The organism is Mycolicibacterium chengduense, assembly GCF_033741155.1.
In the GTDB taxonomy this organism is placed as follows: domain Bacteria; phylum Actinomycetota; class Actinomycetes; order Mycobacteriales; family Mycobacteriaceae; genus Mycobacterium.
The window spans coordinates 365582-385775 of the sequence record NZ_JAWQNH010000005.1; the positions used below are offsets into that span (position 1 = coordinate 365582).

The 20194-nt window shown below is 67.0% G+C and carries 23 protein-coding genes; 3 read left to right on the forward strand and 20 right to left on the reverse strand.

Annotated features, from left to right (window positions below; all coding sequences use genetic code 11):
* Positions 1-2: 2 nt before the first annotated feature.
* From SBI67_RS20305 to SBI67_RS20325, 5 genes are all read right to left on the reverse strand, one after another.
* On the reverse strand, positions 3-557 hold the full coding sequence (locus SBI67_RS20305; RefSeq protein WP_318982288.1) for a NuoB/complex I 20 kDa subunit family protein: 555 nt from the start codon (positions 555-557) through the stop codon (positions 3-5).
* The gene (locus SBI67_RS20310; protein WP_318982289.1) at positions 548-922 is read right to left on the reverse strand and encodes an NADH-quinone oxidoreductase subunit A; all 375 of its coding nucleotides are present in this window, start codon (positions 920-922) and stop codon (positions 548-550) included. Before SBI67_RS20310 ends, SBI67_RS20305 begins: the two co-directional genes overlap by 10 nt.
* Before the next feature lie 159 nt (positions 923-1081).
* Positions 1082-1483: an Rv3143 family two-component system response regulator gene (locus tag SBI67_RS20315; protein WP_318982290.1), complete on the reverse strand. Its 402-nt coding sequence runs from the start codon at positions 1481-1483 to the stop codon at positions 1082-1084.
* 10 nt (positions 1484-1493) lie between these two features.
* Positions 1494-2015 carry a YceI family protein gene (locus tag SBI67_RS20320; RefSeq protein ID WP_266049836.1) on the reverse strand — a complete coding sequence of 174 codons (522 nt, stop codon included), beginning with the start codon at positions 2013-2015 and terminating at the stop codon, positions 1494-1496.
* The gene (locus tag SBI67_RS20325) at positions 2012-2380 is read right to left on the reverse strand and encodes a nuclear transport factor 2 family protein (RefSeq protein WP_318982291.1); all 369 of its coding nucleotides are present in this window, start codon (positions 2378-2380) and stop codon (positions 2012-2014) included. The genes SBI67_RS20320 and SBI67_RS20325 overlap by 4 nt, the downstream gene beginning before the upstream one ends.
* A 53-nt stretch (positions 2381-2433) precedes the next feature.
* On the opposite strand from SBI67_RS20325, the gene SBI67_RS20330 reads away from it, so the two are divergent.
* Positions 2434-3048: a class I SAM-dependent methyltransferase gene (locus tag SBI67_RS20330; RefSeq protein ID WP_318982292.1), complete on the forward strand. Its 615-nt coding sequence runs from the start codon at positions 2434-2436 to the stop codon at positions 3046-3048.
* A gap of 1 nt (position 3049) precedes the next feature.
* Here SBI67_RS20330 and SBI67_RS20335 read toward each other — a convergent pair whose 3' ends face one another.
* The 10 genes from SBI67_RS20335 to SBI67_RS20380 form a co-directional block, all read right to left on the reverse strand.
* On the reverse strand, positions 3050-3391 hold the full coding sequence (locus tag SBI67_RS20335) for a DUF6285 domain-containing protein (RefSeq protein WP_318982293.1): 342 nt from the start codon (positions 3389-3391) through the stop codon (positions 3050-3052).
* On the reverse strand, positions 3388-4335 hold the full coding sequence (locus tag SBI67_RS20340; protein WP_318982294.1) for a phosphotransferase family protein: 948 nt from the start codon (positions 4333-4335) through the stop codon (positions 3388-3390). Before SBI67_RS20340 ends, SBI67_RS20335 begins: the two co-directional genes overlap by 4 nt.
* Positions 4332-5570 carry an acyl-CoA dehydrogenase family protein gene (locus tag SBI67_RS20345; protein ID WP_318982295.1) on the reverse strand — a complete coding sequence of 413 codons (1239 nt, stop codon included), beginning with the start codon at positions 5568-5570 and terminating at the stop codon, positions 4332-4334. The genes SBI67_RS20340 and SBI67_RS20345 overlap by 4 nt, the downstream gene beginning before the upstream one ends.
* Positions 5571-5590: 20 nt before the next feature.
* Entirely contained in the window at positions 5591-6205 is a 615-nt protein-coding gene (locus SBI67_RS20350) for a TetR/AcrR family transcriptional regulator (RefSeq protein WP_318982296.1), read from the reverse strand.
* Position 6206: 1 nt separating this feature from the next.
* Positions 6207-7109, reverse strand: coding sequence for a hydroxymethylglutaryl-CoA lyase (locus tag SBI67_RS20355; RefSeq protein WP_318982297.1), 903 nt, complete (start codon positions 7107-7109; stop codon positions 6207-6209).
* Positions 7106-8308 (reverse strand): CaiB/BaiF CoA transferase family protein, encoded by a 1203-nt coding sequence (locus SBI67_RS20360; protein WP_318982298.1) that lies wholly within the window; start codon positions 8306-8308, stop codon positions 7106-7108. The genes SBI67_RS20355 and SBI67_RS20360 overlap by 4 nt, the downstream gene beginning before the upstream one ends.
* Positions 8305-9504 carry an alpha/beta fold hydrolase gene (locus SBI67_RS20365; RefSeq protein ID WP_318982299.1) on the reverse strand — a complete coding sequence of 400 codons (1200 nt, stop codon included), beginning with the start codon at positions 9502-9504 and terminating at the stop codon, positions 8305-8307. Before SBI67_RS20365 ends, SBI67_RS20360 begins: the two co-directional genes overlap by 4 nt.
* Complete coding sequence (locus SBI67_RS20370) at positions 9504-10595, reverse strand: homogentisate 1,2-dioxygenase (protein WP_318982300.1); 1092 nt, start codon at positions 10593-10595, stop codon at positions 9504-9506. The genes SBI67_RS20365 and SBI67_RS20370 overlap by 1 nt, the downstream gene beginning before the upstream one ends.
* Positions 10596-10758: 163 nt before the next feature.
* On the reverse strand, positions 10759-11916 hold the full coding sequence (locus SBI67_RS20375; RefSeq protein ID WP_318982301.1) for an acyl-CoA dehydrogenase family protein: 1158 nt from the start codon (positions 11914-11916) through the stop codon (positions 10759-10761).
* Between the two features lie 33 nt (positions 11917-11949).
* Positions 11950-12516, reverse strand: a complete 567-nt coding sequence (locus SBI67_RS20380; protein WP_318982302.1) for a TetR/AcrR family transcriptional regulator — start codon at positions 12514-12516, stop codon at positions 11950-11952.
* Between the two features lie 242 nt (positions 12517-12758).
* On the opposite strand from SBI67_RS20380, the gene SBI67_RS20385 reads away from it, so the two are divergent.
* Positions 12759-13727, forward strand: coding sequence for an esterase family protein (locus SBI67_RS20385; protein WP_318982303.1), 969 nt, complete (start codon positions 12759-12761; stop codon positions 13725-13727).
* A gap of 223 nt (positions 13728-13950) precedes the next feature.
* Here SBI67_RS20385 and SBI67_RS20390 read toward each other — a convergent pair whose 3' ends face one another.
* The 3 genes from SBI67_RS20390 to hisN form a co-directional block, all read right to left on the reverse strand.
* The gene (locus SBI67_RS20390) at positions 13951-15159 is read right to left on the reverse strand and encodes an acyl-CoA dehydrogenase family protein (protein ID WP_318982304.1); all 1209 of its coding nucleotides are present in this window, start codon (positions 15157-15159) and stop codon (positions 13951-13953) included.
* 28 nt (positions 15160-15187) lie between these two features.
* Entirely contained in the window at positions 15188-16564 is a 1377-nt protein-coding gene (locus SBI67_RS20395) for an acyl-CoA dehydrogenase family protein (protein ID WP_318982305.1), read from the reverse strand.
* A gap of 81 nt (positions 16565-16645) precedes the next feature.
* Complete coding sequence (hisN, locus tag SBI67_RS20400; RefSeq protein WP_318982306.1) at positions 16646-17413, reverse strand: histidinol-phosphatase; 768 nt, start codon at positions 17411-17413, stop codon at positions 16646-16648.
* 24 nt (positions 17414-17437) lie between these two features.
* On the opposite strand from hisN, the gene SBI67_RS20405 reads away from it, so the two are divergent.
* A complete protein-coding gene (locus tag SBI67_RS20405; RefSeq protein ID WP_318982307.1) occupies positions 17438-17797 on the forward strand; it encodes a hypothetical protein in 360 nt (119 codons plus the stop codon).
* Here SBI67_RS20405 and SBI67_RS20410 read toward each other — a convergent pair whose 3' ends face one another.
* Positions 17798-18739 carry a type IV toxin-antitoxin system AbiEi family antitoxin gene (locus SBI67_RS20410; RefSeq protein ID WP_318982308.1) on the reverse strand — a complete coding sequence of 314 codons (942 nt, stop codon included), beginning with the start codon at positions 18737-18739 and terminating at the stop codon, positions 17798-17800.
* A 106-nt stretch (positions 18740-18845) separates the two neighbouring features.
* A complete protein-coding gene (locus SBI67_RS20415; RefSeq protein WP_318982309.1) occupies positions 18846-20186 on the reverse strand; it encodes an FAD-dependent oxidoreductase in 1341 nt (446 codons plus the stop codon).
* Positions 20187-20194 lie beyond the last annotated feature (8 nt).

Consider the following 20194-nt stretch of genomic DNA (forward strand, 5'->3'; position numbering starts at 1 on the left):
GCTCATCGCAACAGCCCCGTCAGTTCAATGGTCGGCCGCGACGCCAACGCCGCCTGCTCGGCCGCCGCGATGGCCTCGGCGCGATTCACCCCGAGCGGCATCTCGGCAATCTTGGCGTGCAGCTTGAGGATTGCGTGCAGCAGCATCTCGGGGCGCGGGGGACAACCCGGCAGGTAGATGTCCACCGGCACCACGTGGTCGACGCCCTGGACCACCGCGTAGTTGTTGAACATGCCGCCCGAGGAAGCGCACACGCCCATGGCAAGCACCCATTTCGGTTCGGCCATCTGGTCGTACACCTGGCGCAGGACCGGTGCCATCTTCTGGCTGACCCGGCCGGCGACGATCATCAGGTCGGCTTGCCGGGGCGTGGCCGAGAACCGTTCCATGCCGAACCGGGCGATGTCGAACCGCGGGCCCGCGGTCGCCATCATCTCGATGGCGCAGCAGGCCAGCCCGAAGGTTGCCGGCCACAACGATCCTTTGCGGACGTAACCGGCGACCTTCTCGACGGTGGACAGCAGGATGCCGCCGGGCAGTTGTTCCTCTAGTCCCATGACAACCCCCCGCGCCGCCACACGTAGGCGTAGGCGACGAACACCGTCAGCATGAACAGCACCATCTCGACCAGCGCGAACATACCGAGGGAGTCGAAGGAGACCGCCCACGGATAGAGGAAGACGATCTCGATGTCGAACACGATGAACAACATCGCCGTCAGGTAGTACTTGATCGGAAATCTTTGGCCCGTCGCCAGCTTGGCGTCCGCGGCGGGGCGCAGCGGTTCGATGCCGCATTCGTAGGCTTCGAGTTTGGCTCGGTTGTAGCGGCGCGGGCCGATGAGGACGGCGATACCGACCGAGCCGACCGCGAATACCGCCGCGATCCCCCCGAGAACGAGAATGGGTAGGTAGATGTTCATAGCTCCCTCGCTGGGCTTTCGATGTGAGCTAGAACACAGCTTAGTCACGCTACCGGTCGCACCGGCGCATTTTGGCTAGGATGAAACGAACAGCTGGGTCGCCGCGTCGTCACCGACGATGACGTGAAGAATTAACGGCCACAGCGCTTTTCGTGCTGCTTAGACTGCGTCTGCGCGTAACAGGCCAGCCACCGTCTCCCCGAGTGCGATCGGATCGATCGGATGCGACACCGCGGCTTCGGCCCTCGACCATGACGCCAGCCAGGCATCATCGGCTCGGCCGGTGAGTACCAGGATCGGCGGGCAGTGGGTGACCTCGTCCTTCAGCTGTTTGGCCAGCCCCAGCCCGCCGGCGGGTGCCGCCTCGCCGTCGAGGATGGCGAGATCGACATTCCCGTCGGCGATCTGCGCGACGACCATGGGCGCGGTCGCGACATCGAGATAACTCAGCTCGGGCAAGTCCGGGTGCACCCGGCGGCCGAGTGCGGACCGCACCGCGTCCCGGGTACGGGGATTGGAGCTGTACACGAGAATCCGGACCTGCGCATCGGTGTCGGCCACGCCTGCGATGCTACGACTGCCGGATCAGCACCGCGGTGGCTTCGATGTTCACCGCTTCGCCCATCATGCCCAGCAGGTTGCCGTCCACGCCGTAGTGCAGCCGGTTCAAGGTGGTGGTGGTCTGCAGGCGAAGTGCGCCGTCCCCGGCCGACCGCACATGCGTGGCGAGCTCCAGGTCGCGCTGGGTGTCCTTGACCGAGAGCGTGGCCTGCAGCAGTACCCATCCCGTGCCCGTGACCTCGCCGGAGTGCACCACCACGCTGATGCTGGGAAATTTCTGTACGTCGAAGAAGTCCGGGGAACGCAGATGCGTGTCCCGCTTTCCGATTCCGGTCTTGAGCGACGCCGCGTCGATGTCCAGGCGCCCGGTCACGTCGATCCCGTCCTCGGCCGCGGCGACCCGCCCCGATCCCGTGACGTCGCCGAAGGTGCCCTTGACATGGGCCAAACCCCAAAAGGTCGGGCTGTGGAACTCGATCCTGGTGCGTTGCGGGTCCAGCCGCCAGTCGCCGATCCAGTTGGTATCCGTCATGCCATCAACGGTGCCATATCCGCGGGGTCGAAGTATTCGTCGATCCTTGTGATCAGGCCGTCGTCACCCAGTTTGACGACGATGCACACCCGCAGCGTGATCGAACCGCCGCCGACGATGCCGGCATGCAGGAGGTGCTGCTGTACGAAACCGTGGTCGAACAACTGTCGGTCCAGAATCTCGTACCGGCGTTCGGTGGTGTGGTCGAGGAACCACCGGATGACCTTCAGGGCGCGCCTGCGGTCGTTGTCATGGGTGTCGCCGGTGTGCCAGACCATGACATCGTGGGCCCACAGCGCCTCCACGCCCGCGTAGTCGCCGGCCTCGATGGCACCGAACAATCGGTTGGCCACGTCGGTGATCATCGAGCCCTCCTGTGATTGACCTCAAGCATTGTTCAGGTTGAAGACTGGGTGCCATGAGAGAACTTTTCACGGCCGCGTACGAAACGCATACCGCGCCCTGGGTGATCGGTGAACCCCAGCCCGCCATCGTGGAACTGGAACGATCCGGCGTCCTGCACGGCCGCATCCTGGACGTGGGATGCGGCCTCGGTGAACACACCATCCTGTTGACCCGGCTGGGCTACGACGTTCGGGGGATCGATTACGTCGCCGAGGCGATCGCGCAGGCCGGCCGGAATGCGCGGGACAAGGGCGTCGACGCCCGCTTCGAGCTGGCAGATGCGCTGGACCTGCCCGCCGACCCGCGCTACGACACGATCGTCGACAGCGCGCTGTTCCACATCTTCTCCGACGACGACCGGACGCGTTATGTGGCCAGCCTGGACCGAGCGTGCGCACCCGGGGGCCGGGTGTTCGTGCTGGCCCTTTCCGACGCCGGGCGGGGGTTCGGGCCGCAGGTCAGCGAACAGACGATCCGCTCGGCGTTCCGCGCCGGCTGGGAACTGGAATCGCTGGACACCGCCACCTACCGGGGTGTGGTGGGGCAAGCGCACGCCGACCCGCTCGGCGTCCCGGTGGGGACCGTCGTCGACGAGCCTGCCTGGCTGGCCACCGTGCGTCACCGCTGACTCACTCCCGCTCGTAGCCGGGATGCGCGACGGCCAGCCGATGCGCCACCAGCGCGTGCAGCGCGGGCAGCACCTCGTCACCGACAGCGCCGGACCTGATGGCCGCGGCCAGCGCGGTTTCGTCGTCGAAGCCCAGCGCGTTCAGGGCCTGGAGTGGGCCGTCCGCAGTGTCCCGGGCCTCGGCGAGCAATTCACGTTCGACGATGCGCAGCACATTGGCCGCCACCCGGGTGTGGAAGTTCAGGGCGTCGGTGAGCTGACCACTCTCGCGTACCTCGGTTTCCAGGAACTCCGCCACCGCCGCGACCAGTTCGGCCGCCGTCGGCTTGTAGTGCAGATTCACCTGACCTCCTCAAGCAGGGTCAGCAGGTCGTGTTCCGTCTCGCACACCCGCCGCCCGATGGCCGCCAGCTCCACCGACCGAGTGTGCCCGCAGCGGTGCCGCTCGTACTGGTAACGGCAGATGACACCCCAGCGCAGGGTGGACAACACCAGCCACCAGTGCAGCGCCCCGCGGTCGATCGGGGCACCGCCGGCCTGCCGGTAGGCGCTGACGAAATCGTCGATGCTGCCCAGCCCGCCCGCGCCGAGGTCCTTGGGCGCGCCGAACCGCCAGGCTCGGATGCAGAACCACGCCAGATCCTCGGTCGCCGCCCCGATATGGGTGAGCTCCCAGTCCAGCACCGCAGTCAGCTGCCCGGCGTCAACGATCAAGTTGCCCATCCGGAAGTCACCGTGCACCAGCACAGGTGGGGCCGGCGCCGGACGGTTGCGCTCCAGCCAGCGGAACGCGTACTCGAAAGTGGCTGTGGTGTCGCCCATTTCGTCGAGCTGGCGGCGCGAGTCCTGTAGCGGATCGAGTACCGGCAGCCCGATGCCGACGGGATCGGCCCGGTGGATGTCCGCCAGCGCCCTGGCACACTGGGTCAGCAGTGCGGCGCGGCCCGCGGCGTCCAGGGTGCGCGTGATCTTGCGGACGATGGTCTCGCCCTCGACGAATTCACTGATCAGATACGGATTGCCGAGGGGCGCGGTGGCGTTGGAGGCGGTCAGGACCGCCGGTACCGGGGCTCCGGCCGCGGCGGCACGACGCAGCGCCGCGGCCTCCAACTCCATCCCGGCGTGGGTTTCGTCGGGTGGGCCGGTGCGCAGGATCAGCGGCCGGCCGTCGGCGGTGAAGGCCCAGGTGGCCCGGCTGGCGCCGCCGGTGAGCACCCGCAGGTCCGCCACGCGGCTCGCACCGAGAACCGACGCCAGTGCCGTCGGCAAGGCCTGGGTGTCGATCACGTGCGTCCGAACTTGAGCATCCGTTGGGCGACGCGGCGGATCTGGATTTCCTCGGCCCCCTCGGTGATCCGGTACCGGCGGTGGTGTCGGTAGATGTGCTCGAACGGTTCGTGGCGGCTGTACCCGACGCCGCCGTGGATCTGCATGGCCCGGTCGGCCGCCTCGCACACCAATCGGTTGGCCCGATAGTTGGCCATGGATACCTTGTCCGAAACTTCCATGTGGTGATTGCGGTCCAGATGCCAGGCGGCGTAATACACCAGCAGCCGCACCATCTGCGCCTCGGTCTGCAACTCGGCCAGCGGCCACTGCACGGCCTGGTTCACCGCCAGCGGCTTGCCGAAAACGATGCGCTCACTGGCATATTGGGCCGCCCTGTCGATGCAGTACTGTGCCGCACCCAGACTGCTCGCGGCCTGCCGGATCCGGTTCTCGTGCAGGAACGTCTGCCCGACCTCCAGGCCGTGGTCCACCTCGCCGAGCACGGCGTCGTCGGGCACCCGAACATTCGTGAGCTCGACCTCACCGTGGTCGCTGGGCATGTTGAACGTCCACCAGTAGTAGGGGACGTGAAACCCCGGGGCGTCGGTGGGTACCAGGAAGGCGGTGATGCCGGTGGCTGATCCGTCGTGGCCCGAGGTCCGCGCAAAGATCAGGTCGTGCGTGGCGCGGTGCACCCCGGTGTTCCAGCGTTTGGCGCCGTTGATGATCCAGCCGTCGCCGTCCCTGACCGCGGTGGTCTGCAGCCAGGTGGCGTCGCTGCCATGGTTGGGTTCGGTCAGGCCGAAGGCCATGGAGCGCTGCCCGGTCAGCATGGCCTCGACCCACTCGGCCTTCTGCGCCTCGGTGCCGAACCGGCTCATCATGATGACCTGCGGGAAGTTCCCGACGATCGACGACTCGTCCTGCAGGTCGTTGTGCAGGCCCAAACCCTTGTGTGCCAAATGCTCCCGGATGACCGCCATGTCCAGGTTGCTGCCGCCACGGCCGCCGAACTCTTCGGGTAACCCATAGCGCAACCAGCCGGCTGCGTCGGCGCGGCGGCGCATCTCGTCGAGCAGATCCTCCCATTCCCTGGCCGGTACCCCGCCGCCGGCCAGGTCGGTGCGGGCGAACTCCCGGCGGCGGTCGAAGTACTGCATGTGCTGGCGTTCCAGCGGCTTGATCTCTGCCTCGATGAAGGCGTCCATCTCCGCAAGCAGTCCGGGAAGGTGTTCGGGTAAAGCGAAATCCACGCTGATCTCTCTTTCGTCCTCTAGGCGCCGTACAGGGTCTTCTTCCAGATCGTCGACAGTGTCTTGATGGCGTCCTCGTCGCTGATCTGCAGCTCCGATCCGGGGTTGCCCACCACCACGACGGTGAAGTTCTCGAACAGCAACGCGATCGCCGCGGCGATATGCTCGGGGTCGAGGTCCTGGGCGTAGCCCTGCTCGATGGCCCGACGTACCGAATCGGCCACCATGTCCATGCCGAACCGGCGAAACGCATGCTGCACCTTGGCAAACCGCGGCTGGGTGGCGCCCAGTTGAGCGACGGCGATCATGATGCCGATGTTCTGCTTGAACAGATTCCAGTAACCGGTCACCACCGTGGTGAAGTACTCGGTGTCCGCGGGGGAGTCGGGCAGCGGCACCCGGGTACCGGACGGCTCCACGATATCGTGCAGGAAGGACTCGGCCAGCGACGCGAGCAGGTCTTCCTTGTCGTCGAAATAGCGGTAGAACACCGCCGAGGACTTGCCCGCCGCCGAGGTGATATCGGCCAGCGTGGTGCCGTGGAAACCGCGTTCTGCGAACAACTTCCGGGCCGCCATCTCGATGGCGTCGCGGGTTTGCCTGCCTTTGGCGGTCAGGGTGTCGGCGGGCGTCATGTCAGGCCAGAATGCGATCACCGGCACGCAACAGCGCGCTGGGTAGCTGGTGGCCGACGGCGTCCTGCGCGACTTTGGCGGCTGCGATTGCGCGCCCCAGGTCGACGTCGACCTCGATATCGCTGTCGCGCAGCAGATACACCAGATCCTCGGTGGCGATATTGCCCGAGGCGCCGGGCGCGAATGGGCAGCCGCCAAGTCCACCGACGGAGGCATCCAACCGGCTCACCCCGGCCTGCACGGCCGCATACGCGCTGGCCAGCCCGGCCCCGCGGGTGTTGTGGAAATGCGCCCCGAGCGGGATGTCCCCGATGAGGGGTTGCACCTGGGCGACCAGCGCGCCGACCCGGCGCGGCGTGGTGGTGCCGATGGTGTCGGCGACGGCGATCCGGTCGACACCCAATTCGGCAGCGGCGGTGACGATATCGAGCACCCGGTGCACGGGTGTCGGTCCGTCGAACGGGCAGTCCCAGGCCGTGGCGATGATGACCTCCACCGTGGCGCCACCGTCGTGCGCGATTCGCGCAACGTCGGCGATGGCTGCGGTGGCCTCCGCGGTATCGCGCCCCACGTTGGCGCGGCTGTGGGCGTCGGAGGCGGACACCACGTATTCGAGGGACCGCAGCCCGGCCGCGACGGCACGGTTGGCGCCGTTGGCACTGGCTACCAGGGCGGAGAATTCGACGTCGGGGAAGCGGTACAACTCGGCCGCCAGTTCGGCGGCGTCGGCCAGGGCCGGCACCTTGGACGGGGAGACGAAAGCGGTGGCCTCGATCTCGCGCACCCCGGTGGCGACGATCGCCTCCAGCAGTTCGATTTTGGCGGCCAAGGGAATCGGCTTCTCGATCTGCAGGCCGTCGCGCAGGCACACCTCGCGGATGTCGACCTTCTTCGGCAATGTCACAGCACGCCGTCCTCTCGCAGTGCGGCGACGTCCTCGCCGGACAACCCCAGCAGTCCGGAGTACACCTCGTCATTGTGCTGGCCGGGCCGCGCCGAACCGGCGCGGCGCACCGAGCCGGGAGATTCGGAGAGCACCGGGACGATCCCGGGGCCCTTGACGTTTCGTCCGATGCGCTCGTCGAAGTGATCGGCGATCATGCCGCGGGCCTGCAGCTGCGGGTCGGTGACCACCTCGGCCACGGTGTTGATCGGACCGCTGATCACCCCGGCTTCCGACAGCGTGTCGATGATCTCGGCGGGTTGCCGCTGTGCCGCCCAGGCACCGATGATTGCATCCAGCTCGTCCTGATTGCGCCCGCGCGCAACGTGATCGGCGAAGCGCTCGTCGACGGCCAGCTCGGGGCGGTCCATCGCCGCGCAGAGCCGTCGGAACACGGTGTCCTGGTTGGCGGCGATCACCACCCAGCTGCCGTTGGCGCTCTGGTAGATGTTCGACGGCGCGATGCCCTCCAAACGAGTGCCCGAGGGACCGCGCACCACGCCGCCGACGTCGTAGTCCGGGATGGTGGACTCCTGGATGGCCAGGCACGATTCGGTCAGCGCGGTGTCGACCACCTGGCCGACTCCGGTGACGCTGCGCCGGTACAGTGCGGCCAGTGCGCCCTGGGCGGCGAACATCCCGGCCAGGCTGTCGCCGAGGGACAACGCCAGCCGCGGGGGAGGCCCGCCGGGGAAACCGTTCATATGCCGCAGTCCGCTGGCGGCCTCGGCGACCGAGGCGTAGCCCGCCTTGCCGGCGTCCGGGCCGGTCTGCCCGTACCCGGACACCCGCACCAAGATGATGCCGTTGTTGCGTTCGCTCAGGACGTCGTAACCCAGATTCCACTTTTCCAGGGTGCCGGGTCGGAAGTTCTCCACGATGACATCGGAGCGGTCCACCAACTCCAGAAAGAGTTCCCGGCCGCGCGGCGTGCGGAGGTCGAGGGTGATGGCTTTCTTGTTGCGGGCGTGCACCGTCCAGAAGAAGTGGTGCCCGTCCAGTTCGGCCTGGCCCCACGTGCGCAGCGGGTCGGGGGAGGTGGGCAGCTCGATCTTGAGCACCTCGGCACCCATGTCGCCGAGCAGCCGGCCCGCGAACGGGCCGGAGATCAGGGTGCCCAGTTCGAGCACCCGGATACCGTCCAGCGCTCCTGCGGTCACGGAGTTTCCAGCGAGAAACCGTGCCGGTGCAGCCAGTCGGTGCAGATGCCGACGGCCTGGCGCAGCGTGCCGCGCTGATCGGGCCCGGCGTAGTAGTGGTTGGCCCCGGGGATCTCGTACATCTCCTTGTCCGGATGCCCGATCGCCTCGTACAGCCGGCGGGTGTGACTGGGGGTGCAGGCGTCGTCGGCGAGGTTGCCGATCACCAGAGCGGGCACCGCGATATCGGGACCGGCCTTCACCGCGTCCCCATGGGCGTCGTCATAGCTCCACTGTGACAGCCAGCTGCGCAGGGTGCAGAACCGGGCGAGGCCCACCGGGCTCATGTTGACGACTTGCGGGTCGCCCAGATAGCACTGGCCGGGGGTGCGATCGTTGGGGTCGACGGTGGGGTCCAGCCAACGCGGGTCGGCCATGGTGCCGTGCACGACGAACGCGTACTCGTCGTCGGGTCGCCCGGCGGCCTTCAGTTCGGCGAGTTTGTCCTTGACCCACCTGGTGATTCGCCGGTTCCTGGCGATCTGGGCCTGCCGGTAGCGGTCCAGGAACTCCGGCGTGTAGGGCGGCTGGTTCGGGTTGTCCGGGTTGTACAGGTCCAGTTCGGGGTCACGCCGGGACGGGTCGTTCTCGTCGAGGATCGAGGCGTCCAGCCATTCGGTCATGGTGCCGTGGCGGCTGATGTGGGCGGCCAGCAGCATGATGCCGTCGGCGGGAATGAGGCCGAGCTTCGTCAGATCGGGGCCGTCTCCGGACGGGCTCGCGGTGACCGTCGGATGCTGGGCCTGCTGTTGGTAGAACACCGACAGCGACCCGCCGCCGCTCCAGCCGGCCAGCACCACCTTGGCGTAGCCGAGCCGGTTCTTGGCGTCCTTGATGCACTCGCCGAGATCTTCGACCACCTTCTCCATCAGCAGGGCGGAGTCGGTGCCGCGGAAGCGGCTGTTGCAGTAGATGACGTGGTGCCCGGCGCGGGCCAGCGCGTTGATCATCGGCAGGTACGCGCCACCGCCGATCGGGTGCATGAACACCAGCACCGTATCGCTCTGTTTGGTCTTGGGCTTGAGCAGATAGCTCTCCAGCACCACCAGTTCAGCGACACCGCCGTACACGTCGCGGACCGCCGAATTATTCTGGTAGGCAACCAGGTACGGGATGCGGTCGTACTCGTACTTCACGGGCTTTTCTACGGTGGTCACTAGTGCTGCCCCAGATCGTTGGCGAGGATTTCGGCGGAGGGAGTGAGTCGGCGGCGGGTGTCGATCGCGATCACCGACCAGTCCACCCGGTCGTAATCGTCGAACTTTCGCCGGGCCCGTTCGCGCGCCTTCTCGGGTGCGCCGTGGTGAACGCCCTGCGGCGCATGGGAAACCAAACCCGGTGGCATCGGGATGCCGTACAGCGAGCCGGCGTGGAAGAACGCGATCTCGTCATAGTCGACGTTGCGGTGATACCACGGCGTGCGCTCGGTGCCGGGCACGCTCTCGGCCGGCTTGGGCAGGAAGTTCATCACGTACACCCCGGTGGCTTGCATGAACAGATGCACCGTCGGCGGCAGGTGCACGCTCTCGGAGGTGATGACGGTGTAGTCCTCGATATTGAAGGTGAACGGGAAGTTGTCCCCGCGCCATCCCTCGACGTCGAGCGGATGATGTTGGTAGAACAGCGAAGTCGGTCCACCGTCATGGATCAGGCGGACTTCGTATTCGGCCCTGCCGTCGTCGTCGATCGGTTCAGGTTCGGGGATGGTGACCTGGGCCGGGTCGAACGGAAAGTGCCGGCCCAGGGTGCCCGGCGGTGGCACCCGGAAGTCGTCGGTGGCCTGGATCATCAGCCAGGTGCTCTCGGCATCGGGCACCTGGCGGAAGGTGCAGGCTTTCGGGAGGTATACCCAGTCGCCCTCGCGGTAGCGCAGGGGCCCGAACTCCGTCTCCAGCAGGCCGGTGCCCTTGTGCACGAACAGCAGCAGGTCACCGTCGACGTAGCGGACGAAGAACGGCATCTCCTCGGTGCGCCGGCTCAGCAGCACGTGGCAGTCGTCATTGGAGTACATCAGGAGCGGGCCGCCTTGGGCGTCGGTGGCGTCGCTGGGCTTGAGTTCCGAGGACAACACGTCGGTGGGACGCAGGGGGCCGACGGTGCGGTAGGCGGTGGGGTCGTTGCGCCGGTACATGTTCGCGGTGCGCCCGACGAAGCCGCCGCGGCCCAACTCGTCGTCCTTGAGACCGTCGAGGTCGGCGTGCACGCGTCTGGGGGTCTTGCCTTTGCGCAGGTGGACGAAGGATTCCATCACGCTCCTCGGTGATCGGGCGTTCAAAACTGAAAGTGACATTACTTTTTGTTTCGCGGTGAGGCAAGGGTGTCGCGAGACTGAACTCAGGCACGGTTTCCGGTCGAAATCCGTCCCTGGTTTCAGTCTCGCTGCGTGCGAATCCCTGGATGCCGCAACGCGCTCAGATCATCGATGTCCGTGGAATCTTCATGCCGAGGGCCAGCGCCCCGGCAAGTTCCCGGCTGGTGTCGTAGTCGAACACCACATGCCCGGCCAGCACGTCGACATCGCGCTTGAAGCGCTGCAGGGGACTGGACAGGAAATGGATACTGGCGCCGCCCGCGCCCAGCAGTTCGGCGATCACCGCCCGGGATTCCGCCACGATATGGGCGGCGGCCAGCCGGGCCTGTGCGCGGACGGGCTTCTCGACGGTGTCACCGCGCTGCACGATGCCCTCGATTTCGCCGACGGTGTCGGCGAGCAGGCCGTGCAGGGCCCGCAACCGGACCTGGGCGCCGGCCAGGTGCGCCTGGGCGATCGGCTTGTCCTTCTGTACGACACCCTCATACGGCAGCACCCGTTCGGCAAGCCGGTCGGCGTACAGCCGGGTGACCCGCTCGGCGCTGCCCAGTGCCGGCATCGCGGCCAGCAGCGCCAGCGCAGGCACCATCGGCCAGCGGTAGGTGGCGGCGTCGTGCAAGCCGGCTCCCGGTGCGGTGCCCGCGTAGATATCGGTCACCTTGACCAGTCGATGCTCGGGCACAAAGACGTCGCTGACGATGGCGTCGTTGGAGCCGGTCGCGCGCATCCCGTCGGTGTGCCAGACGTCGTCGACGGTGACCGCACTCATCGGCAGCAGCGCCAGCGCCGGGTAGAGCGCATCGTCGGCTCCGCAGAGGGCGGCCACGATGATCCAGTTGCCGTGCATCACCCCGGTCGCCCAGGACCAGCGGCCCGTCAGCCGGATTCCGCCGTCGACGGGTAGGCCCCGGCCGGTTGGGGCCAGCGGCGCCGGTGCCAGGAACGGCCTGTTGCCGAAGGCTTCCTCCTGGGCCTGCTCGCCGAACAGCGCCAGCATCCAGTTGTGCAAGGTGAAAAAGCCGATGGTCCAGGCGCTCGATGTGCAACCGTGCGCGAGGCGCCGGACCGGATCGAGGAGGGCCGGAAACGGGGCCTGCTGCCCGCCGTACCGGGCCGGAACCAGCAGATCGGTGAAACCGGAGGCCAGCAGATCCTGCACCGTGGCGTCGGGCAGCCGGCGCAGCGTTTCGGCTTCGTCGGCGCGGTCGGCGAGCGCGGCGACGAATTCATCGGTGATCTGAGGCTGGGTGGTCAGCATGACCGAAAGTTACCATACTTTTTAGTATGGTCCTCAGTTTGCGAGCATGAGATCCAAGAACCGTTCGCTGCGGGTCGCCTGGTCGGGGTGCGGCGCGGAGCCGGAGAGATGGAGTAGCCCCACACCCACGGCGAACGTCGCATCGGCCCGAAGCTCGGCTTCGTCGGCGTCGAACCCGTAGTCCAGAAATGCGCGCCGCACCGCGCCTAGCACCCTGCGATCGGCGGCGCGCACGCTCGCGGCCACCGCGTCGTCGGTGCGCGCCCACTCGCGCATTGCCCGTTCCAGCGTCCAGTGCCGCGGACTGATCAGCGCGGCCATCATGTGGCGCAACCGGTCGCGGGGAGGCAACGATCCGATTTCATCCCAGGACCGGCGATCCGCATCGCGCAGCTCGCCCCAACCCTGGACAAGCGCTGTGCGATAGCTGGACATGCCCGTGAAGTGCCAGTAAAAACTGCCCTTCGTCACCTCGAGGCGCTGGCATAAACGGTCGATTTTCAGGGCTTTTATGCCCTCCTCCGCCAGGATTGCATAGCCGGCCTGCAGCCAGTCGTCGACCGACAATCGGTTGCTGGCAGAGTTGCGATCGGCGGTCATGAGACGAAGCCTACGGCGGCACGCCGCCACCCCGGACTTTCTGAACTCGCTGGCTACATGTTTTACTGCAAGCCGCGACAACTGAAATTTGCGGTCCGCTCTGCTGCCACAACCCGAGGGTCGAGCGGACGCGTGATACCGCGTGCAACGTCGCTCTGCGGTATTGCTGGGTGGTGCCGGCCTCGTGTCTTCGCTGCCCAGGGGCGAGCGTGACCGTGAACAATCTGAGTTGGGATGGATTTATGCAGAACGTTGTAGGCCGATGGATGCGCCGGATCGGGGCTGCTGCCGCCGCGGCGCTCGTCATTCCCGGTGCGGTCGCCATGACCGGCGAAACCGCAACCGCAGGCGCTTTCTCCCGCCCCGGTTTGCCGGTTGAGTACCTCCAGGTGCCGTCGCCGTCGATGGGCCGCGACATCAAGATCCAGTTCCAGAGCGGAGGCGAGGGCTCGCCCGCCGTCTACCTGCTCGACGGCCTGCGCGCCCAGGACGACTTCAACGGCTGGGATATCAACACCCCGGCGTTCGAGTGGTTCCTCAACAGCGGCCTGTCGGCCGTCATGCCGGTCGGCGGACAGTCCAGCTTCTATGCCGACTGGTATGCGCCTGCCCGCAACAAGGGCCCGACGCTGACCTACAAGTGGGAGACCTTCCTGACCCAGGAACTGCCGCAGTGGCTGCAGGCCAACCGCGGCATCAAGCCCACGGGCAGCGCGGCCGTGGGTCTGTCGATGGCCGGCTCGGCGTCGCTGACCCTGGCGATCTGGCACCCCGAGCAGTTCATCTACGCCGGCTCGCTGTCGGGCTTCCTGAACCCCTCCGAGGGCTGGTGGCCGTTCCTCATCAACATCTCCATGGGTGACGCCGGTGGCTTCAAGGCCGACGACATGTGGGGCAAGACCGAGGACCCGAACAGCGGCTGGAAGCGCAACGACCCGATGGTCAACATCGACCGCTTGGTCGCCAACAACACCCGCATCTGGGTCTACTGCGGTAACGGCCAGCCCGACGAGCTCGGCGGCGGCGACCTGCCCGCCACCTTCCTGGAGGGCCTGACCATCCGCACCAACATCACCTTCCGCGACAACTACCTGGCCGCGGGCGGTAAGAACGGCGTCTTCAACTTCCCGGACAACGGCACGCACAACTGGGCGTACTGGGGCCGCGAGCTGCAGGCGATGATCCCCGACATGCAGCGCACGCTCGGCTGAGCTGACGCATAGCGAAATCCCCCGGGACCGTGTGGTCCCGGGGGATTTCTTTTGTCCGGGGCTCGTCAGCGTGTGCGGTTTCATCCCTGACGCGCGGGTGTCGACGTATCAGACGGCACATTCGCGCGTGGTCCCCACATGACTGGGTCCAGATATGACTGGTCCGCATACGACAACGGCGCCCGCACCGTCAAGGTGCGGGCGCCGCTGTTCGTGTCGGTTGCTACTTCAGCTGCGCCGAGGTCAGCCCCAGCAGCCGTCGTGCGACCACCAGCTGCTGAATCTGCTGCGTGCCCTCGAAGATGTCCAGGATCTTGGAGTCGCGCGCCCACTTCTCCAGCAGCGCTTCCTCGGAATAGCCTGCGGTACCGGCCATCTCGACGGACTTGAGGGTGATGTCGGTGCCCACCCGGGCGGCCTTGGCCTTACCCATCGAGGCTTCCTTTGAGTTGGGGATCTTGTTGTCGGCCTGCCATGCCGAGCGCACCGTCAGCAGGTAACCGGCCTCCCAGTCGGCCTCCATTCGCAGGAACTCCGCCGCGGCGGCGCTCTGCGCGTGGGCCGGCTTGTCGTAGGAGATCTCGACGCCCGCCTCTGTGAGGATGGTCCGAAGCTCCTCCAGCGCCGCACGGGCCACACCGACGGCCATGGCCGCGACGATGGGCCGGGTGTTGTCGAAGGTCTCCATGACCCCGGCAAAACCCTTGTCCACCTTGATCTCCGGATCACCCAGCAGGTTGTCCTTGGGGATCCGGGCGTTCTCGAAGCGGATCACCGCGGTGTCGGACGCCTTGATGCCCAGCTTGTGCTCCAGACGCTCGACCGTCACCCCGGGATGCTCCCGCGGCACGACGAACGACTTGATGGCCGCGCGGCCCTTCGACTTGTCCAGCGTTGCCCACACCACGATGTGGGTGGCCCGCGAGCCGGCCGTCACGAAGATCTTCTCGCCGTTGATGACGTACTCGTCACCGTCGAGGACCGCCGTCGTCGACACCGCCGCCGAATCCGAGCCGAACGACGGCTCGGTGATCGCCATCGCGGCCCACACCTTGCCGAACCGCTCCAGCTGCTCCTTGCTGGCCACGCTCGAGATGGCGGCGTTGCCCAAGCCCTGGTAAGGCACCGACAGCAGCAGAGCGACATCACCCCAGCTGATCTCCAGCGCGTTCAACAGCGCAGACATGTTGGCGCCGTTGATGTTCTGGCCGGTGCTGTCGCCGGAGGCGAACGCCTCGGCCCCGGCGAACGAGATGGTCTTGGCCTCCGAGATGCCCTCGAAGAGGGTGGCCAGGGTGTCCAGCTCGACGGGGTAGGCGTGCTCGGCCTTGTCGTACTTGCGGGAGATGGGACGCAGCATCTCGGCCGCGCCCTGATGCCCCTTCTCGATGACCGCTTGCAGTTTGCGCGGCATTTCCAGATTGATCGTCATGGTTGAGCCTTTCTAGAGAGCCGTGCGGTTACAGGACGACGACACCCTCGGCGACACCGATTGCCCGCAGATCGCGGTACCAGCGTTCGACCGGGTGTTCCTTGGTGTAGCCGTGGCCGCCGAGCAGCTGGACACCGTCCAGGCCGATCTGCATGGCCTTGTCGGCGCCGAACTTGTGGGCCAGTGCGGCCTCACGCAGGAACGGCAGACCCTGCTCGGCGCGCGACGCCCCGCGCCAGGTGATCAGGCGCAGCCCGTCGAGCTCGATGGCGATATTGGCGGCCATGAACGCCACCGACTGGCGGTGCGCGACCGGCTCGCCGAACGCCTCGCGTTCCTTGATGTAGGGGATGACGTAGTCGAGCACGGCGTGCGAGGTGCCGACGGCCAGCGCGGCCCAACCCAGTCGGGCCAGGGCGACGGCTTCGGCGTAGTCGCCGTCGGACGCTTCGTCCTCACCGAGGCGGTTGTGCAGCGGCACGGCGACGTTGTCCAGTTCCACCTTGCCCAGCGCGGCGGCGCGGATGCCCATGCTCGGGTCCGCCTTGACCGTCAGGCCTTCCGACGCCGACTCGACGATGAACAGGGCCGGCTTGCCGTTGAGCTGCGCGCCGATGATGAACAGCTCGGCGTCGGCGGCCGCCGGCACCAGCGACTTCACACCGGAGAGCCGGTAGCCGCTCGGCGTGCGAACCGCGGTGGTCTTCAAGGCCGTCGGATCGAACAACGCGTGCGGTTCGGCGATCGCGACGCAGGCCTGCGGCACGTTCTCGCCGGCGAACTCGGGCAGGTAGGTGGCCTGCTGGTCGGCGCTGCCCCAGTGGGTCAGGGCCGAGGCGACGCCGCCCGGCGCGAGGATCGGCAGCGCCAACCCCATATCGCCGTAGGCCAGGGCCTCGGCGACCAGCGCGGTGGTGACCGTCGAGCGATGCGCGGCGATCCCGTCGAAGTCCTCGGGAATGTTGATCGCGGTGATGCCGAGCTCGGCGGCCTTGGCGATCAGATCCTTCGGGTAGCTCGCCGCGTCGTCGGCGTCGTGGGCGGCGGGGCGCAGGATCTCCTCGGCGAACTCCTCGACCGTTTCGATGATCAGCTTCTGATCCTCGTCGGGAGTCAGGTCGAAGTAGTCCGAACCGCTGGGCTTGAGCCGGGTCGCCGGTTTGCCCAGACCCTGGACCCGCTTGATCTGGCGGGTGGTGGCGCCGGCGGCCGAGAACGCCGTCTTGACGCCGTAGCGCAGGGTCTTGTTCAGCGGGTCGCGCAGACCGTAGCGGTCCAGGAACTCCTGGCCGACCAGGGGTGTGATCAGCGCCAATCCGATATCGGTCGCTGTCCTCTTGTGCTTGTGCAGCCCGACGGCACTCTCCGGTCCGGTGCGCTTCGGGCGGGATTCGATCTGGGTCATGTCACAGCCTCATTCAGTAGGTGCGGTGCGCCATGACCGTATCTTACTCCGGAGTAAGATCAACGAAAGCTGTTACGAAATTCACATCAGCCGACGCAGCACCTGCTCGTGCAGCAAACCGTTGGTGGCCAGGGCGCTACCGCCGTGCGGGCCGGGCCGCCCGTCGATGCTGCCGAAGGTGCCGCCGGCCTCTCGGATCAAGATGTCCAGCGGCGCGATGTCCCAGACCTTCACCTCCGGCTCGCAGGCGATGTCGACCGCACCCTCGGCGACCATGCAGTACGACCAGAAATCGCCGTAGGCGCGCACCCGCCACACCTCGTCGGTGAGGGCGACGAACTTGTCCCGGCGGTCCTCCCAGCCGGTGGTCAGATCCGAGTAGGACAGGCTCGCGGCGCCCAGCTCGTTGACGCCGGACACCTGGATCCGTCGGGTCGTTCCGTTGAACGACGCGTACGCGCCCTCGCCGGTGGCGGCCCACCAGCGTCGTCCCAGTGCCGGCGCGCTCACCACGCCGACGATGGGCACGCCGTCGTCGACCAGGGCGATCAGGGTGCACCAGACCGGCACCCCGCGCACGAAGTTCTTGGTCCCGTCGATCGGATCCAAGATCCACTGGCGACCGGTGAAAGTCGTTGCGCCGCCGAACTCTTCACCGAACACCGAATCGGAGGGCCGGGCTTTGGCCAAGGTGGTGCGCAGCGCCTGCTCGGCGCCCTGGTCGGCATCGGTCACCGGGGTCAAATCGGGCTTGGTCTCCACCCGCAGATCCAGCGCGCCGAAACGCTCCATGGTCAACGCGTCGGCCTGATCGGCCAGTTCCAGGGCGAGAGTCAGGTCGGTGCTCATGCGTGCAGTCCTACCATGGTGGTCATGTGGGAATTCGCCATGGTGTTGCTGTTGATCGGGGCGCTGGTGCTGTTGGCCGCACCGTGGATCCGTAAGCGTCAAGGCCGCGGCGGCGGTGTCGCCAACGGTTGGCAGTCCGGCAACCTTCTCGTGACGGGCGTCAGCCCGCGTCCGGACGCCACCGGCGAGCAATTTGTCACCATCACCGGCGTGATCAATGGACCCACGGTGGCCGAGCACGTGGTGTATCAGCAACTGGCCGTCGACGTGAACGACTGGCCGACCATGGGGCAGTTGATCCCGGTGGTGTATTCGCCGAAGAATCCGGACAATTGGCGTTTCGCGCCGCCGCAGGTGCCGGACAGTCCCGCCGGGTTGTCCTAGTCAGACCGCGAGATTGCGGTTATTGCGCGGAAGTTCGAGTGGCGAGCACAAGAACCGCAACTTCGCGGCGAGCCCGGCGCGGGAGGGATGTGGCGGCCCGAGCCTGCCGTCCCAGCCCCTGGCGACGAGCGCGCGATAGGTGCGCTCGACGATCATCCAGTCGGTGTCCTCTTTGATCACCCGCAGGACGTTCCAGCCCAGCGCGTCGAGTCGGGGGAGGACCCGCAGATCTTTCACGTACTGAAATCTGTTGGTGCGGTGCTGATCACCGTCGTACTCGATGACGACCTTGAACCTTTCCCACCCCATATCGACGGTGCGGAGCACCCGCGCGCCGTCTGGCACCGGAAGCTGGGTGGCCGGCTCCGGGAAACCGGTGTCCAGGAGTAGCAGACGCAGCCGGCTCTCCTGGGGTGAGGCGGCACCGGCATCGACGAGGGGAAGCAGCGCGCGAAGCTGTTTGAGCCCGCGGACGCCCCGGTACCGCTCGATCAAGGTGGATACTTCGTCGGCGTCGAAAGCCGTGACCCGCTGGAGTTCGTCCATTCTGGCGAGCGCTTCGGTTCGCGGGCGGTGGCGCCCGAGGTCGAACGCGGTACGGGCCGGCGTCGTCAACCGAACACCGGCAAGCATCACCTCGTCGGATGCCAGCCGATCGCGGCGCACCACGATGCCTGCAGGCGGCCTGCTGATCTCCCAGATCATCTCGATGGGGATCTCGTCATCGATCCAGCACGCGCCGTGCAGGGCGGATGCGGCCACGCCCGCGATGACACCGCCCTGATGCGATCGAAGCCATGCCGCGGCAATCCGGTCACCGAGTGTCAGCACCTGGCCCTTGGGTGCGTATACGTCGCGGTGCACGCGATCGTGGTGGCGCCGCAACTCGTGAACGGTCATGCCGCCCCGGCGCGCTTGGCTACCGACGATGAGCTTTCCCATGCCGGGATACTCGGTCCCGGCACCGACATCCGGTCGCGAGATTGCCGTTGTTGTGCACAAGTGCGAGTAACAACCGCGACAACTGCAATCTCGCGGGGCGAAAGAGTCAGCCGTGCGCGATGCCGAGCATGTCGGCGACGCTGACCAACTTGACCCGCGGCCGGCTCTGGGCCTCGCCGAGGGCGCGCTCGTGGGCGTCGATACGCTGCCAGTGATCGTCGGTGACCAGTTTGGGCTGGCGTTCCACCAGCCATTGCGCCAACTCGGAGGCGTGGTCCTCGGCGAACCCGGGCTCACCGAGATCGGCCAGCAGCGTGGCGATGGTGTCCGCCGAATCCTTCTTGTTCGAGCCGATCACGCCGGACGGCCCGCGCTTGATCCAGCCGACGACGTACTCGTTGCGGCTGCCATCCACCCGCCCGTCGGTGTGCGGGATGGTGCCGGAGCGGTCGTCGAACGGCAGCCCCGCCAACGGCACCCCGCGGTAACCGACCGCGCGGACCACCAGCTGAACCGGGATCTCCTCGCGCTCGCCGGTGTCCTTGGCCACCACCCGGCCACCCTCGTCCACGAGTTCGTTGCGGCCCAGCACGATTGACTCGACACGGCCGTCGCCGCGGATTTCGATCGGTGAGGTCGCGAATTTGAACACCACCCGGCGCTTCACCTCGGTCGGCGTCAGCTCGGCGTACTCGCGCAGCACCTTGACGTTCTGCTTGACGGTCTTGCCGGCCGCCTCCAGCTCCTCGTCGGTGATGGCATCGAAATCTGCGCGGTCCACCACGATGTCCACATCGGCCAGCTGTTCCAGGTGTCCGAGTTCGCGCAGTTCCAGTGTCGTGAACGGGGCCTGAACCGGACCGCGCCGGCCGACCACGATCACCTCCTTGACCCCGCGCACGCCCAGCGAGTCCAGCGCGTGGTCGGCGATATCGGTCTGCGCCAGGATTTCCGGATCGCTGATCAGGATGCGTGCGACGTCCAGGGCGACGTTGCCGTTGCCGATCACGACGGCACGCTCGGCGTTCAGATCGGGGGCGGTGCCCTCGAAATGCGGGTGCGCGTTGTACCAGCCCACGAAGTCCACCGCGGCCACGCTGCCCGGCAGGTCCTCGCCGGGAATCCCGAGTGCCCGGTCAGATTGCGCGCCGACGGCGTACACCACCGCGTCGTAGCGCTGCGCCAACTCGGCCGCCTGGACGTGCTCGCCGACGGTGATGTTGCCGAAAAACCGGAACCGGGGGTCCTCGGACGTGGTGGCGAACTGCGCGCTGATCGACTTGATCTTCGGATGGTCGGGGGCCACCCCGGACCGAACCAGTCCCCACGGCGTGGGCAGCATCTCCAGCATGTCGACGCGAACGTCTCGATCCGACTTCAACAACGACGCGGCGGCGAAGAACCCCGAGGGGCCCGAGCCGACGATCGCCACGTGGTACGGGCGCATACGCAAGC

Coding starts and splice junctions, on each gene's coding strand:
- SBI67_RS20370 (WP_318982300.1), bottom strand. CDS start 10,595: ATGGAATCCTTCGTCCACCTGCGCAAAGGCAAGACCCCCAGACGCGTG.
- SBI67_RS20385 (WP_318982303.1), top strand. CDS start 12,759: ATGCAGAACGTTGTAGGCCGATGGATGCGCCGGATCGGGGCTGCTGCC.
- SBI67_RS20390 (WP_318982304.1), bottom strand. CDS start 15,159: ATGACGATCAATCTGGAAATGCCGCGCAAACTGCAAGCGGTCATCGAG.
- SBI67_RS20325 (WP_318982291.1), bottom strand. CDS start 2,380: ATGATCACCGACGTGGCCAACCGATTGTTCGGTGCCATCGAGGCCGGC.
- SBI67_RS20380 (WP_318982302.1), bottom strand. CDS start 12,516: ATGACCGCCGATCGCAACTCTGCCAGCAACCGATTGTCGGTCGACGAC.
- SBI67_RS20415 (WP_318982309.1), bottom strand. CDS start 20,186: ATGCGCCCGTACCACGTGGCGATCGTCGGCTCGGGCCCCTCGGGGTTC.
- SBI67_RS20320 (WP_266049836.1), bottom strand. CDS start 2,015: ATGACGGATACCAACTGGATCGGCGACTGGCGGCTGGACCCGCAACGC.
- SBI67_RS20410 (WP_318982308.1), bottom strand. CDS start 18,739: ATGGGAAAGCTCATCGTCGGTAGCCAAGCGCGCCGGGGCGGCATGACC.
- SBI67_RS20350 (WP_318982296.1), bottom strand. CDS start 6,205: ATGACGCCCGCCGACACCCTGACCGCCAAAGGCAGGCAAACCCGCGAC.
- SBI67_RS20305 (WP_318982288.1), bottom strand. CDS start 557: ATGGGACTAGAGGAACAACTGCCCGGCGGCATCCTGCTGTCCACCGTC.
- SBI67_RS20395 (WP_318982305.1), bottom strand. CDS start 16,564: ATGACCCAGATCGAATCCCGCCCGAAGCGCACCGGACCGGAGAGTGCC.
- SBI67_RS20375 (WP_318982301.1), bottom strand. CDS start 11,916: ATGCTGACCACCCAGCCTCAGATCACCGATGAATTCGTCGCCGCGCTC.
- hisN (WP_318982306.1), bottom strand. CDS start 17,413: ATGAGCACCGACCTGACTCTCGCCCTGGAACTGGCCGATCAGGCCGAC.
- SBI67_RS20310 (WP_318982289.1), bottom strand. CDS start 922: ATGAACATCTACCTACCCATTCTCGTTCTCGGGGGGATCGCGGCGGTA.
- SBI67_RS20405 (WP_318982307.1), top strand. CDS start 17,438: ATGTGGGAATTCGCCATGGTGTTGCTGTTGATCGGGGCGCTGGTGCTG.
- SBI67_RS20330 (WP_318982292.1), top strand. CDS start 2,434: ATGAGAGAACTTTTCACGGCCGCGTACGAAACGCATACCGCGCCCTGG.